Genomic DNA, 17,039 nt, shown 5'->3' with positions numbered 1-17,039 from the left:
AGCTTAAACCAATAACAATAACTCCCAGGCCCAAAAATCTATTGGTCAATCGAAGTAAAATCATGGGAGTTAATCAAACCAGATTCGACTCTGGCCAATACAGCAAGAGTATTGCCACTGAGATCTTGAATCAAAGTAGAATCTCCATCAGCAATGATATTTAACTGTTCAAAACTTAAGTCATCAGCTAAACCAAGACGGTCAGCATCATTGACAAAATCTCGAATCAGATCGATATCCGCATTAGGTTGAATCACAAAGGTATCTGCACCATCGCCACCCGAGATAATATCGCTACCCAGACCACCAGCAATTAAATCATCTCCTGATGAACCATTGATGATATCGTTTCCATCACCACCCAAGATAGTATCATTTCCCGTGCCGCCATTAATAATTTCACTGCCAGCAGCACCAAGAATCTGATCATCTGCATCACTACCAGAAAGATATTCACCATTGGCACTACCTCGAATAATCTCAATCCCAGCATCACTAAACAATGACTCTTCTAAGACAGAGTCAGGATTAAAGAACCCAATCTCATATTCCATTTCGATTTTGCCATCCTCTTCCTCCTCTTCCATTACCAACTGAAAACCGATAGTCTTGAGTTCTTCATCGAGAGATTCTAAGGCTTGGTCTAAAATGATGTCTCCAGCACTCAATTGACTAACGAGTTCCGGGATTTCTCCCAAAACTAGCTGTTTCACAGGGGTGATGTTGGGGAACACATCATTTAATGCAGGGTGATCTTCTTCATCATGCTCCTCTGCTTCTGATTCGAGTAAATCACTCATGAAATCATTAGCCGCACCAATTAATTTCGCTACAGATTCCACTGTTGCGGCATCAACAGTATCGATTTGGGCTTTTTCTAATACCAAATGGAACAATTGTTCTATGCCATCAGCATCCTCGAATTCCACCTCTTCAGAAGACTGCAACAACTCAATAATTGACTCGGTGACAATGGCATTAGCATTTCCAGTAAAACCTACACCGTCGAGGAATGCCGAACCATTAACCAATAAACCATGAACTAGGATATGAGCCAAAGCAGTATGAGCAGCTTCGATATATTCTGCGCCCTCAGCTTCATAGGGATCGAACTCGTCAATATCTACTTCTATACCCAAAGCTTGTTGAAGAAGTTCTTCAGCTTGAATAGCATCAAGTCCTAAACGTTCTAATTCAGTTTTGATAGTTGTCAGGGGAGAAATAATACTACCATCTGTGCTACTAGCAATTAGGGGAGTTTCTAGGGGTAAACCAGTGGTAACATCGATGCCGCCGATCGCAACAATTTGGGCTTCTTCAAGATCAATGGTGCCATTACCATTAATGTCAAAGGATCTCATATCAAATTCAAGATTATACTGCCCCCTTTCATTAGTTAGCGTAGATGGTTCATCTGGATCTAATTTTTGGTTAAAGTTGGCATCGAGGAAAACAGTTGCCCCATCAATATAACCACTAGCTGCGGTACCACTAGCACTACCACCGAGGCTAAATTCAAACAAAGGTATTCGAGCCAATTCTTTCTCAAAAACAGTTTTGGTAATTTCGACAAAACCGAGATCGACTCCTACTTTGACGATCGCCTTAAAGAAAGCCTCAATCGAGCCAGCCAATTCAAAGAGACTGAGAGGATTATTAATGCGGGAGATAACTTCCGAGCCACGAATCTTACCATCGCTCGTGCCAGTATATTCGCCAATATCAATGACGTCTAAACCTACTTGACCAGTAATCCCACCAATAGCTGATGCTGAGGCAATGACTGCATTAAGCTTACCGCCAATACCCAAAGTAGCATCTGCTGACAATTCGTCCACATCAACACCAGTATTCGGGTCGATATCATTGAGATATAAGCCATCGAATATCAGATGGGAAGAGGCTCCATCAAAGTTAGTATCTTTCCAAGCTGATAAACCAACGGTATCGAAGCCAAAAACGAGATCGGAGAAGACAGAGAAACCACCTTCGATGACTCCAAATAGGGGGCCAAAAATTGGGAATGATTTGTTGATATCAAATTGAATATCCAGCTCTGGGACGTCATAAGTAAGTAACTCAATATCTCGACCGAGAAAGAGATTAACTGCGGTTAGGGGATCTTCGAGAATAGGCAGACTAATACCGAGTTTATCTAAACTAGCAAAGAGTTTATCGACTTTCTGACCAAAGCTATTATTTCCTCCTTTGTTTTTAGCTTGGTTTTTAGTATTGGACTTCAGGCTATTGGTCCCTTGAGTCTGGGGATCGATCTCGGCAGCACTAGTGGTTTGACTGGCAGCTTGGAAACTACTAAGGGTATAATCGCCAAAATCAACAGTAAGATTATCTCCACTATCGAGACTAGTTTTAATATCCTCGACGGCAGCAACTAAGTCTACTAAACCAACGATCGCGTCAAAAAATTTAACGTAATCAATTTTATTTTTTGAACCAGGACTAATATTCGTGATAACTTTTTCTGCCACTTCCAGGATGGTCGCTTGTCCATCTCCATTACTGTCAAATCCTCCCGATAAACCAACATCTTTTAAGAAGCCAATGGGACTATTAAGCGCAGTAATGACCGGTTCGATGGGCGTAATGATATCGTCGAGAAGTTCTACTACAGGACTGACAATCCCTGTGACAAAGGTGCCAAAATCGAGGTTAATCCCATTAAACTCAATATCTAAACTGCTTACGGCCAGATCTAATGTGGAATTTTGACTAATATTGGCAGTTTCTTGATGATTCTTGTTATCTGTACCTTTGAGCTTAACCGATACATTGGTATTCGTTCCATCGCTTAGCGATACTTGGTTTTGGACAATCACTTTAGTTGAACCAAAGGTCAAAGGAGTTCCTTTTTTGAGAGTGATATCTTGTCCCGTCGCCTTAAGATTTAAGTTCGTTGCAACATTTTCTGTAACAGTTTTGTTCGCATTGACCGTTAGGGTTACAGGATTTTCGGGAACTTCAGTATCATCACTATAGTTAAATAGGGGCAGGTCGCTATAGAGATTGAAACTAAAGGAGGGGAAGTTATTATTGCCGCCAACAGAAGTTACGACATCAAAATCAAGAGCTGCACTTCCACTAAAATCGTAGTTGAGCGCATCAGCTAATTGTTTATTTTTTCTCAGATTATCGAGTTCGCCTAAGTTAAGTTTGTTGTCTCCTGTGGGGCTAGGATCTGAAATACTGATGTCAAAGGTGGCATTAACTCCTGTACCATCATTATCTCCATTAGTCGGATCAAGACCATTGGTAAAGTTTGCTTCGAGGAAACCTAAACTGCCCGTAGCACTAAAGTCATTGCTCAGGTTTAAACCAGCAATAACATTAAAGTTGGTGTTATCGGTGTTGAGATAGAAACCATTGGTATCATCTAGACCAAAGGCAAAGTCTAAGTTATAGTCGAAAGTCGCATCGAGATTCCCTTGGGTTTGTAGGCTTAAACCTAAGGCCGCTAAACCGAGATCAGTCCCTAAACCAATTTGAGTTGTAAAACTGTCATTGGCATTAATCGCGAAGGCAAGATTATTTGATGAAAGATCAGTGATGTCAACACTGAATTGCTCGCTATTCTGCGCACCAATTTGATTTGTGAGGGCATTTTGCAAAGCAGTCGCGATGCCCTCTCCCGTGACATTTTCTAAAGAGCGTATTTCCGTAATCGTGTCATCGAGAATATTGGTGACAAAGGTCGGTGTGATGCCATTCAGACTACCAATAATGGGGAGAGTGGCTAGATCTAAACTGTCTTGGAATGCCAAGAAGCCTTGGGTTAAGCTTTGTACTGTATTATCGCGATCGAAGGAGCGATCTATGATATCGATAGGTTGAGCTGGAGTTTTTAATCCGTCGTAGACAGGATCGCTGCTAGTAATGTCGTAGGTAATAGTGCTGGTATGAGTTTTATGCTTTTCCACTACATTGTCATCAATTCCAGTTACTGTGACGGCTTGCAATTTGTACCAGTTATTGGAGTTGAAAGTTAGAGATTGAGTGGTGGAGAGTTCATCATAGGAATAGTCAGTAGTTGCATTGGTTGCGATCGCAGCTCCTGAAGTCAAGTTAACAGCCACATCAGTACCAGCTTCGGAGTTGATTAAGGTATCCTGACTCACATTCGCCGTAACATTATTCCCGAAATCTAATACGGTTCCTTGCTTTAAGACCAGAGAATCAACATTAGTATCATTGACTTTTAACTCCACAGAGTTATTGCCATAAGCAGTGGTGACAATGAGTTGGCGACTGGTTTGTTGGGGATTGATGTTAACGGTAACAGGATCTGTGGGTTCACTGAGTAGAGAGATAAAATATTCTCCCGATTGTCTTTCGGTTACTGTAGTGCGATCACTTGTTTCGACAATGCGAATTCCTGGTACATCATTATCGATGATTTCTAGGGTATCGCTGTTTTGGTCACTGCTTAGGTTATAACCATTGCCAGCATTGAGGGTGACAGTTACAGTTTCTGCGGGAATGCGGGTCTTAGTAGGATCGCTTGCATTAGTGGGAATAGTAGTTACTGAACTGTCGTCAGAAAAAGTGATATTAACTGTTTTAGCACTGGTTTTACTTAAATTGTCCACAGTGGTATCGACAGTCGCGATCGCGCCATTACTGAAGGTTAATTCTGTTCCTGCATTCAAGCTCGCCAGATTAACATCGGCATTGTCGGCTATTTCAACTTGAATGGTGCCATTGTTATAGGCAGTTGTAACATCTAGGGGAACACCTTCAACTTTAAAATCATCAATCGGAAAAGCAATTAAAGGAGTGCGTGTTTCTCCTGGAGCGATGCGAGCGACACCCGTAATCGGTTGGAGATCATCTGTGGGGTTAACGCCATCGGTATCTGCGCTACCAGCAACCGTATAGGTAAGTTCTAAACCCGTAGCATCAAAATCTGTGGGTAGGGCTTTATCTAGAGTAATGACAAAGTAACCAGGAGCATTCGCTTCAATTGCGCCGGCGACTGCTTTAACACTAGCGGTGGGCAGATCGTTATCGGTAATATTGACCTTAACTTGGGTATTAGTCAGATCTAAGTTTTGATAGACAGGATCGGTACTTGTAGAGCTATCAAAGTTAATTAAGCTAGTATGGTCGAATTCGATCTCAAAATCATCAACGGCGGTAACTCCAATAGTTTGGGGAGTATCCCAGTTCGTTTCGTTGAAAGTTATGGTTAAAGGTTCGCCAGGAAACTGATCTTCTAGGCTAATTTCGTTATCACTAGGAGTCATGGTAACTTCCACTGTATCGATAGGTTGAGTCGGAAGTTTGACTTTATAGAAATTGTTGGCAACTCCTTCTGTCGCCGCAATGTTTTCAAAGTTATCGACAATCACTCCTGCGGTATCATCATCGGTGTTAGATAGATTGATATCGGGGGAAATGTCTTCTGTGAAGATAGTCGTCGCACCACTAGTGATGGTGTTGGCAGAGGTCGTAAGTGTGGCATTAATCGCACTGCGACTATTTTCACTTAAAATAGTTGTAGCATTGACAGTGAGAACCGCACCGTTGGTAAAGGTAATAGTATCTCCTGCATTCAGGGTGAGGGGATTAGCTGTGGTATTTCTTAGCTCAACTGTATTTTTTGTGGGGTTATAAGCTTGAGTTACTAATAAATTACCAGTGCTAGTCGTAGCTCCGTTTCCTAAGGCATTGGGGTCTATTAAAATATCAACATTAGTGCTTTGGGTATTGGATAAGTTGATATCAACATCAGAAAAACCAATCTTCGTCCCGTTATTATCGTTACCAGCGCGATCTATTCCTGTTGCATCATTATAGTAAGCAATTAAACCAACTTCATTGCCAGTAAAAGTAGTATTTTGATTTTGTTGGATTTGTTGTTGAGTACGGGCTTGATTCCAGATGCGAACATCCTGAATTTCACCATTAAAATAATCATTAGTTGCATCAATGGAATAGCCTATTAATGCTTTGGTTTGCCAATTAAAGTCTGATGCTGTTTTCGTGCCACTATCTACTAATTGACCATCAATATAAAGCTTTTGTCCACCAACAGAACTACCAATTACATGAGCGAGATGATGCCATTGTCCATCGGCTAAATTTAAGCCATTGCTATTAATAACTTCCCCTGCATGAACACGGGCATAAATATTCCCATTATTGAGATAGAGATGACGATCTGAACCAGTAGAAGCAGTTACAGTACCACTTATGATAGAGAAAATTCCTGTATTAGCATCGGTGGTTTTAAACCATAATTCATGGGTAATTTCCGTTTCTGGTTCATCAATATTGATTTCGACATAATCATTTACTCCATCAAGAACAAAACTTTTACTTTGAACAGTAGCAATAGTCCCGTTGTTAAAGCTTAATTTAGTTCCCTGGGGTAATTGAGTTTTCTCAATATTTAGCTCGTCGACTTGTAAATTAACCGCACCATTGGCATAATCTTGAGTGACATCGAGTTTAACGGCATCTTCTCGGTAATGGAAATCTTCACTTTCAACGGTGGTAATTAGCTTGTAACTGATATTGCCATCATCAAGATCATCGTTTACTCCTGTTACCGTAAAGGCTTGGGGTGTTTGCCAGTTCGTGCGATCAAAGGTTAATTTGACTAACTCTTGATTACTGACGTTTTGGGCAGAAAGCGTTCCTTCTTGAATATTGTTGCTCCCCAGATAAACAAATACGGGTTCTTGAGGTTCAGTTTCTAAGCGAGCATAAAAAGTCTTGGGACTATTTCCTGTTTCAGTAGTCGTGTAGGTACCAGTAATCTGATTATTTCCTGCTGCATCGGTAGTTATTCTGACGCCACTAGTATCGTTATCGAGAATCGTAATAGTCGCAAGCGATTCTTGAACTGAACCTATAGTATTAGCAGCAAGAGTAGTTAAACTACTTTGAGCGACAAAGGTTACAGGAACGGCAGTTGAGGAGCTATTACCTATGTTGGTATTGGCATCAACTGTTACCGATAAAATATCCCCATTACTGTCAATGAAATCGAGTTGTGTTCCCTGCTTGAGAGTGTAGGAAGTTAAACCAGTAGTATTGATTTGTAGTTGTAGATCGGTATCTGTTGCACTATCAAAAGCACTAGTCGCTTCTAGATCAATAATCGTGTGATAATCACTTTTATTAATTGTGGTCGTTTCATCAACTAATATTTCCGTACCACTAGTAAGAGTAACGGGAACTAATACTGAACCTGTCTTATTAACAGAAGTATTGTCATCAACAGTCACTTTTGCTCCATTCCCAAAAGTGAGTATTGTTCCTTTGGGGAGAGTGTAGGTATCTAAATCGTCACTGGAATTTACTTGTAAACCAACAGCATTAAAACTTTTTCCTCCTCCTGATATTAATTGATAAGCTGCACTAACCTTTAAAGTGACAGCCCCATCAATTCTATCTACCAGTTGTAAAGCAAATTTCTCCGAATTTTCGTTGATGTCATCGTCATTTAAATCAACTGTAATATTTGCCGAGGTTTGCCCTTCTGGGATATAGACTTCTGCGACAGATGAATTGTTTTCGTAGAATTTTATTTCACCATCATAATTACCAATGAAGACATCAAGATCGGAGTCTTTGTCAATATCAGCTAATCCCAAACGACTGAGATTTCCTACATCAACCCCAGCTAAAGGATTATATTCGGGAGCAAATTCAAAAACTGGATTTTGAGCATTACCGATGTTGCGATAATAAGCAATAGTTCCATCTGAACTACTGATGCTATTTGAAATACCGCTTAAACCATCTAAATCCCCATCTTCATCCATGTCACCAAAGACTAAGGCTGCTCCATCGGGAATAGTAAGATTGTTAAAGGGATTATCGTTTCCAGTACGCCCTACAAATAGAGGATTAGTAGTAGTTCCTGTATTTTCAAAATAGATAATATTTGATGTTCCCAAAACTGGAAACCCACCAGGAGTAAAGACTGCATTTGCTAGACCGCTAGATGAACCAAAGAAATCTAAATCTCCATCATTATCTATATCAACAAGAGTTGGAACTAAATGGAAAGGATTATTAACTGCGGCTAAAGGATTGGCATTCCCAGTTTGTTCTTGAAAGTTGGGATTACTTGCATCACCTATATTTTTTAAATAGTGAATCTTTCCGAATAAATCTCCGACAACAGCATCAATATCTCCATCTCCATCAACATCCCCAAAAACAGGTGCTAATGCTGATGATTGAATGGCTTGATTGTTAGCCGTTATGTTGAATTGGTTAAAGGGATTATTATTAGTCGATTGTTTTTCAAAAACTCCTGATACTTGTTCGTAATAATCTATGCCAGTAGACCAATTGTTTGGTGAAGTATTGTAAGTGGATTCTCCAATGAAAGCTTCTAATTTACCATCATTGTTGATATCGACAAGATTGGGAATAGAGCCAGGAGCCCAGATATAAGTTATAGCGGTATTATTAGGCAAAGGATCTAGCGCAGAAATCTCGAATACGGTAAGTTTCCGTGCTGCGCTTAGGGGGTTTTCGATTCCAGGTACTAAAGGAGTTTTGACATCTTGCCAAGGTGTAGTGGTAATATCAGCTATTTGATAACGGACATGTAATCCACCAGCAGGAGCAGCTTGGTTGAGATTAACTGTTGCCGTTACTGCTCCATCTTCATTTACTTCGGTGCTGTTAACGCTAAGACTAGCAAGATAGGAAGTCGTAGCTACACTAGGTGAAACATTAGGATCGATATCCTCGCGAAGAATATCGTTATCTTCATTGACAATCTCTAATTCTCCTAAAGCACCCTGATATTTACTATCCCCGTTGCTGTTTGCTCCTTTAACTTTTACTTTATAAGTAATATTGCCATCAACTACCACATCGTCTTTACCTTGAACGCTGATTTCTTGGTATTGATTCCAATTAGCCGGAGTAAAGGTAAGGGTAGAGGCTTGTCCGTTATTACTGACAAATTCTCCCTCAGTAGCATCCGTGAGGTTTAGATTGAGTGTGACATCACTGCTAGGTTTGCTCGAAAGCTTAACGGCAAAGCTAGTTTGACTGGGATTATCAAGGGAAATTGCCCCAGCTTCATTTGCGGGAATGGCAGTACCAGTGGTGAGAGTGACAGGAACGTTTTGAGCTGTATCTGGGGTAAGAGTAGTATCGCTAGTAACTTGTGCTTCTGTACCATTGGCAAAGGTAATTACATCATTAGCTTTGAGGGTGTAATCCGTAGAACGGTTGATCAAATTCAGTTCTACTTGGTTGTTCACCGAATCATATGCAGTAGTAACACTAAACTCAATTTTGTCTCCTTCAGAAGTAATTAGCTTAGTTTCCTCCGAGGTGTTGTTAATGCTGATGGGTGTTGCAGAAATTGAGGTGGTTAGCGGTAAAGTAAGATTTTGGCTATTGTAGTTGCTATTAGTGGTTGTTGAAGTGGTTTGAGCATTTAAGCTAAAAGTTGAATTATTAGCTATTAGGTCTAGGAAATTGCTAATATCTGTTTTTTGATAAGCATTCCAATTATTTTCATCAAAGGTAAAGCTGACTGTGTCATTACCATTGTCATCGGTGAGAGTTAGGGTAACGGTTTCTCCCGTTGTTGGTGCTTGAGTTAATTTTGCTTGAATATTTGCTGTTGCGTTAGTTCCCGTTTTCGTAAAGGAAAGTAAATTGACATCAACCAGTTTGATTTCGGAAATACTGTCTTCGTTGGCCGCAATTGTTCCCAATCCTGTTCCCACATTAACGGTGGTTGCAGTTGAATTAATTGTTGTATTTGCTGGAATAGTAACTTCTGTCCCGTTGCTGAAAGTGAACTTGGTAGCAGTTGCAAAAGTATAAGAATCGGCACCTCCACTAATTTGTAAACCGATATCACCTGTTGCAGAATCGTAGGCTGTAGTAACGTTTAACTCAATTGCAGGAATATCGAGAGTACCAACAGTATTTAATTGAGCAAATTCAATACCAGCTTTTTCATCATCAACAATATTTAAGCTTGCTGAGAGATTATTTCCTTGATCGTCAGTTATCCCACTTAAACTGACAGTAACATTTTTATTTCCTTGCTCAATATCGTTATTAATAGCATTAATGCTAATAGTTGCTGATTTTTGACCTTCGGGAATAGTAATAGATGGTGAGAAAGAAGGACCATTTTCTAAAGAGAAGGAAGCACCATTTTCTAAAGCACCATTGTTGCCACTACTGGTTAAATCTGTCGCAGTTGTACCTGTATCATTCTCAAAATTCCAGTAGCCAACTAATCCTGCTTCTGTACCATTAAGAGATTTGTTGAGATTTTGCTGAATGTCCGCTTGAGTACGAGCAACATTCCAAATACGAAGATCATCTACCCCTCCTTTGAAATAGTAGCTAGTATTGCGACTACCAAGGAAAAGTGATGAGGTATTAGTTGTATCGCCTGTGGTCGTGTCTGGAGCTGTTCCTTGTAATTGTCCATCAACATAAAGTTTAAGATTGTTTCCATCCTTCACAAAAGCTACATGGTGAAATTGTCCATCATTGATCGTCGCAGTTGAACCAATAGTCGGATTAGAAGAACCATCGTAGCGAGCAGCATAAATTGTACCGTTACCGTTGTAGCGGATTATGAAAGGATAACCTACTCCACCAGAACCCCATTTTTCCATGATGCTGGTACCCGCTTGATTGGGATCGGCTTTAATCCAAGACTCCACAGTAAAGTTTTGGTCTACAGCAAAGTCGATCGCATCAGAATCGGGAATTACTACGCGATCATCTACTCCATCGAGAACCAGAATTTTTCTTTTTTCAATGGTGTAGTCTGTTCCTTCTTGTGCCGTACCCGAAACGGTATAGGGAATGGTTAAACCACCTTGAGGCGCGATCGCACTGAGAGAAACTGTAAACGTCCCTGGTTGGATTTGTCCTTCCTGGGCATCTTGAGCAACAATATTGGCGGTAATTACGGGATCGCTCTGAACTGTTCCACCTTCGGTGACATTGATTTTAGTTGTGTTGCTGGGAGCTGCGGTTAAGACTCCTAAAGTTGAACTGAGGTTGTTATAGTTACTATCGCCACTAGTAGCTGTAGAACTGATGTTAAAGGAACTGGCGATACTACCCAATCCTGAAACGTTGACGGTTTGATAGCTATCCCAGTTATTAGCGTTAAAGGTGAGGCTGGTTTGATCTAAGCTTCCCGATGCTGTAATCAGAGCAAGAGTGACATTTGCTGTGGGTTGGCTAGTGAGTTTGACTTTAAAGCTGCTGTTACCTTGACTATCAGGATATAACTGATTACTAGCGTTTATTTCATCCCCAAAGCTGTCGGCATAGGCTATTCCTGCTTGGTATGATGGGCTGTCTTTAATGGAGAGCGTAATGGAAGGAAAAGTAAACGGGGTAGAGGCTACAAATGGATTGGCGGGGGTTCCATTGGTGACTACCGTGCCATTATTGCTATTGCTACTCAGGTCAGTGACTACATTATTGTTAACGCTTTCGGGGTTAAAATTCCAGTAACCAACTAACCCAGGTTCATTTCCTGTTAATTCTTTGTCAAAATTATCTTGTATTTGTTCTTGGCTACGAACCAGATTCCAAACCCGAACCTCGTCAATCTCACCTTTAAAATTAGGATCGGCAACGGCTGGGCGATCTCCGATTCTTAATTCATTATTTCCTGTATCGACATCCCCAATATTTCCTGTTGCGGCTTGAGTGCTTACTAATTGACCATTGGCATAGGTGTTGAGGTTGCTAGCATCATAGGTGAAAGCTAAATGGGTCCATTCGTTGAAAGTTACCTGATAACCTGTATCAACCCAAACCCAACCAGGACTAGTATTCGCGATCGCGTATTGAACATTACCATTGGCATCAATGGCAAATTCATATTCTCCTTCTTTGTTGAGAATAATTTGATGACCATTACTTTCTGGTTTTACCCAGGTTTCAATGGTGAAGGCATTAGTTAGTTTTAAACTATTATCTGTTCCTGCATTAACATAATCATCAACCCCATCAAGTGCGATCGCCTGACGATTGTGAGCAAGTCTATAATAATTACCGTTAACAGCAAAAGGATCTTGAGAAATGCTGGGAACAAACTTATCCCGTCCCCCACTAATAGTCGTTGCATTACCTTTTAAGACACCGTTATGATTTCCGGCACTGTCATTAGCATTACTACTATTAAAATTCCAGTATCCAATTAAGCCTGCTTCATTCCCAGTCAGAGTGATATCTTTGCTCTGCTTAATTTGTTCTTGGGTCCGAGCTTGATTCCAGATGCGAACTTCGTCAATTTCACCATTAAAATCATCGTTGACTGCATCAACAGACTTACCAATTAATGCTTGAGTTTGCAAAGTAAAATCTGATAATGTTTTATTCCCACTAGCTACCAATTCTCCATCAATATATAATTTTTGTCCGCCAACAGAACTACCAATTACATGAGCTAGATGATGCCATTCTCCATCAGCTAAATTTAAACTACCACTATTAATAACTTCATTACGGTAAACACGAGCATAAATATTCCCATTACTGAGATAGAGATGACGATCTGAACCACCACCAGCAACTATTGAAAATATTCCTGTATTGGCATCGGTAGTTTTAAACCATAATTCATGGGTAATTTCCGTTTCTGGCTCATCAATATTTACTTCTACATAATCTCCTGTACCATCAAGAGATAATACCTTATTGCTAGCAACTAACGTCCCATTATTGTTATTGCTACTGAGATCGTTAATTGTGCTACCACTAACCTGATCTTGATTAAAGTTCCAATATCCGAACAAATTAGGTTCATTACCAGTTAACTGGCTATAGCGGTTATTCCGAATTTCATCTTGAGTACGAGCTTGATTCCAAATGCGAACCTCGTCAATTTCACCATTAAAATAATCATTAGTTGCATCAATCGAATAGCCTATTATTGCTTTAGTTTGCCAATCAAAGGCTGATGCTGTTTTAGTTCCACTATCTACCAATTCCCCATCGATATAAAGCTGTTGTCCACCAACAGAACTACCAATGACATGAGCAACATGATGCCATTCTCCATCAGCTAAATTTAAACCACTACTATTAATGACTTCATTGTTCCAAACACGGGCATAAAGATTCCCATTATTGAGATAGAGATGACGATCTGAGCCGGTGGAAGCAGCTACAGTACCACTTATGATAGAAAAGATTCCTGTATTAGCATCTGTGGTTTTAAACCATAATTCATGGGTAATTTCTGTTTCTGGTTCATCAATATTGATTTCTACATAATCCCCTGTCCCATTGAAAGAAGCAGCATTATTAAAATCTGGTAACAGAGTAAACTTAATTTGCTCTTCCCCTTCCACCACAGCATCAGGTAAAGCAGTAAAGTAGATTCTGGCAGTATCTTCTCCTTTGGGAATAAATATCGAATTAGTCGCAGATAAATTATCCGTAGTACTAACATCTACCTGCGCACCATAAAAATCCACTCCCTGAATCGCTGTGGAATCTCCTTCGATGATGTAGTTGACCACCACACCAGGAGCATTTTCTACAGGAGCATCTAAAGCAATATCAACATAACCAATAAATGATGGATCTAACTCTAACTTCGCACCATTTTGCAAATCGCCATTATTGCCATTCCCAGTTAAATCACTAGCAATATTTCCACTGACATTACTTTCATTAAAATTCCAATAACCAACTAAACCAGATTCATTACCATTTAAAATTTGATCTTGATTTTGTTGAATTTCAGCTTCAGTACGAGCAACATTCCAAATACGAAGATCATCTAATTCTCCTTTGAAATGGAAGCTATTATTTACACTACCAAGGAAAAGTGATGAGGTATTAGTGGTATCCCCCGTGGTTGTATCTACCGTCGTTCCGTCTAATTGTCCGTCAATATAAAGCTTGAGATCATTGCCCTCCTTAACAAAAGCAACATGGTGGAATTCTCCATCATTAATAGTCGCAGTTGAAATAATAGTCGGATTAGAAGAACCATCGTAGCGAGCTAAGGTAATTGTACCTGTACTGTTGTAGCGAATTATGAAAGGATAACCTACTCCACCAGAACTCCATTTTTCCATGATGCTACTATTCCCTTGATTGGGATCGGCTTTAATCCAAGACTCCACAGTAAAGTCTTGGTCGGCAGCAAAATCGATCGCATCAGAATCGGGAATCACTACGCGATCGTCTACACCATCAAGGGTTAAATAATTTACTTTAGGTTCAGAAACAGGTTGATTTTCGCGAATGATAGGCGTAAAGTCGGAAATGCGGACAACCGGAGTATTGTTCATAGCAATAATTAATAGAAATAACTAACAAAAAATAACCTATATAAAATATAGGAGAAAAACAAAAAATTCTGTTATTAGTCGATATCTCATCAATTATCAAGCTAATAATTAGTGATTTTCTGTTGGTTTGGTGTGGTTAATCTTTTTTTGTCTCTCTAATTATAAGTTTAAGCTAAAAAAAATAATAATGATATAAATACTGATTTTCACAGATTTTTTTATAAAGTAGATATACAGAGATCGCAAGCAATAGTTCTTAAATTTTATAGTTGCACTTAAGTTAATTGCGAAAAATTACGTTATTTCGGCATAAATAAGTACTGATTTACCCATTTGGCTATTGTAGAAAAATTATTTGGTAATAGCAATAATTATAGTCATTAAGATACCAATTAATTATTTCATAGAAATATGACACCAAGATGACAGAGAAGTCTCAATAATTTCTTGTATTGTCTGAGAGGAGGGTAGCAATAGTAGACAAGCAAGATCCTCACCTCTCCCGGCCACTCTCTAAATCAATCGAAAAAGTCGCCGGTGAACTCATGCCCTACCTGAAATGACGATGTAGTAGGATTTTCCTTGTTCTTTTGATATCGGTATTAAATTATGTTCACAACAGATCGCATTGGTAGAGGCGAACGGCCGTTCGCCTCTACAGAAACTAAGAAGACTTTTTCTGCCGCTCACTTTTCCAAGCACCAATTGTCCGATCAAAATTAGTCTTAAATTCTGCTGCTCCGACAATTCCTCCAACACGATCTTCATCCCAGGAAGCCGAGAAAATGCCATAGCTTAAACCAATAACTCCCAAGCCAAAAAATCCAGCCGTAAAAAAGAAAACTAAATAGGGAGGAAACTCCAAAATCTCCTGGGAAAATAACCAATAAAATATAAAAAAGGATGAAATGCCAATAAGAGTCGGAATCCCCGAGAAGATTGCCATACGACGTGCCATCCGCCGACTAACGTCTTTGGGGATGGCTGATAAGCTGGCATCTGGATTGCTAACTCTCTTTGATTTTTTCTGAGATTTCGTCTGGGATTTGTTCTGAGATTTCTTCTTGGTTTTTGGGGCAACAGCAGAATTTTGAGGTGGTGTTTTTTCAGTTTTTTTCTTTTTATTCTGACTGGGTTCAAAAGGTAAACGGTTTTTAGATGATTTATCGGACATAGAATTTAATTAAATAATTATTAAATTAAATCTTAATTGATCCTGAGTTCCAAGGGAATTTCGGTTACTACTATCTTCTCGCCCCGACTCCCTACTATAATCACTGACAGTGCGAAATTTTGAAGAGGAAGCGAAGGATAAAAAAAATGCGAATTTTATTTGTGGCAGCAGAAGTGGCGCCTATCGCTAAAGTAGGCGGCATGGGAGATGTGGTTGGTTCCTTACCGAAAATATTGCGCCAACTTGGACATGATGTTCGTATTTTTATGCCTTATTATGGTTTTCTTCATAATAAATTAGATATCCCCAAAGATCCTGTGTGGTGGGGGTATGCAATGTTTAATGATTTTGCTGTCTATGAATCTGTTTTGCCAGGAACAGATGTCCCTCTTTATTTATTTGGTCATCCTGCCTTTGACATCAACAATATCTATGGTGGAGAGGATGAAGATTGGCGGTTTACTTTTTTCTCCAATGGTGCAGCGGAGTTTTGTTGGAATCATTGGAAACCCCAGATTGTCCATTGTCACGATTGGCATACGGGAATGCTACCTGTCTGGTTTCATGAAACTTCTGATATTGGCACAGTATTTACGATTCATAATTTGGCTTACCAAGGGCCTTGGCGTGGAGCATTGGACAAGATTACCTGGTGTCCTTGGTATATGCAGGGGCACAATACTATGGCTGCGGCAATTCAATTTGCCAATCTAGTGAGTACTGTCTCCCCAACCTATGCTCAACAAATTCAAACTGTTGAATATGGCGAAAAACTTGAGGGTTTACTCTCTTTTGTGAGTGGGAAAATGCGGGGCATTGTTAATGGAATTGACACAGAGGCTTATAACCCGGCAAGCGATCGCTTTTTAGAACAGAACTTTACCCCAGATAGTCTTGATAAGAGATCAATTAATAAATCTACATTGCAGCAAGAATTGGGCTTGAGTGTGGACAATAATGCTCTTTTGATGGGAGTAGTCTCACGATTGGTTGAGCAAAAAGGCATCGAGCTCATTTTGCAGATACTTGAGCGCTTTATGTCCTATACAAATGCTCAGTTAGTAGTTTTGGGTACAGGCGATCGCGACTACGAAACTCAATTATGGCAAATGTCGGCTAATTTTCGAGGTCGGATGTCGGTACAATTGCTCTACAGCGATCCGATCGCCAGGAGAATTTATAGTGGCTGCGATGTCTTTTTAATGCCTTCCAAATTTGAGCCTTGCGGCATTTCTCAGATGATGGCTATGAACTATGGTTGTGTGCCAATTGTGCGCCGTACCGGAGGATTAGTTGATACAGTATCTCATCACAATCCGATTGATAATAGTGGTACAGGCTATTGTTTTGATCGCTATGAACCTCTAGATTTATATACTTCCATGGTTCGTGCTTGGGAAGGTTTTCACTATAAAGACAAATGGCAAGAGTTACAAAAACGAGGGATGAGTCAAGATTTCAGCTGGCTCAAATCTGCCCTAGAATATATCAAAATGTATAAGGAAATCATTGGGGAATCGGCTGATTTGACCAAAGAAGAACAGGAAAAAATTGCCGCTCTTAAAGCCTGA

Annotated in this window: 3 protein-coding genes and 1 pseudogene; 1 reads left to right on the top strand and 3 read right to left on the bottom strand. The window is 39.9% G+C overall.

Features of this window, described 5'->3' with window-relative positions; all coding sequences use genetic code 11:
* Positions 1 to 4 precede the first annotated feature (4 nt).
* From XEN7305_RS30375 to XEN7305_RS16465, 3 genes and pseudogenes are all read right to left on the bottom strand, one after another.
* Positions 5 to 64, bottom strand: a pseudogene (locus XEN7305_RS30375) (hypothetical protein); the annotation flags it as partial.
* On the bottom strand, positions 39 to 14,294 hold the full coding sequence (locus tag XEN7305_RS16470; RefSeq protein ID WP_006510604.1) for a LamG-like jellyroll fold domain-containing protein: 14,256 nt from the start codon (positions 14,292 to 14,294) through the stop codon (positions 39 to 41). The pseudogene XEN7305_RS30375 and the gene XEN7305_RS16470, both read right to left, overlap by 26 nt.
* A gap of 664 nt (positions 14,295 to 14,958) precedes the next feature.
* Entirely contained in the window at positions 14,959 to 15,468 is a 510-nt protein-coding gene (locus XEN7305_RS16465) for a PAM68 family protein (protein ID WP_006510603.1), read from the bottom strand.
* Between the two features lie 146 nt (positions 15,469 to 15,614).
* On the opposite strand from XEN7305_RS16465, the gene glgA reads away from it, so the two are divergent.
* Positions 15,615 to 17,039, top strand: coding sequence for a glycogen synthase GlgA (gene glgA / locus XEN7305_RS16460; RefSeq protein ID WP_006510602.1), 1,425 nt, complete (start codon positions 15,615 to 15,617; stop codon positions 17,037 to 17,039).

The sequence above is a fragment of the Xenococcus sp. PCC 7305 genome, assembly GCF_000332055.1.
GTDB lineage: Bacteria > Cyanobacteriota > Cyanobacteriia > Cyanobacteriales > Xenococcaceae > Xenococcus.
Note: the sequence above shows the minus strand (reverse complement) of the source record. Positions and strands in the feature narration are given on the sequence as shown.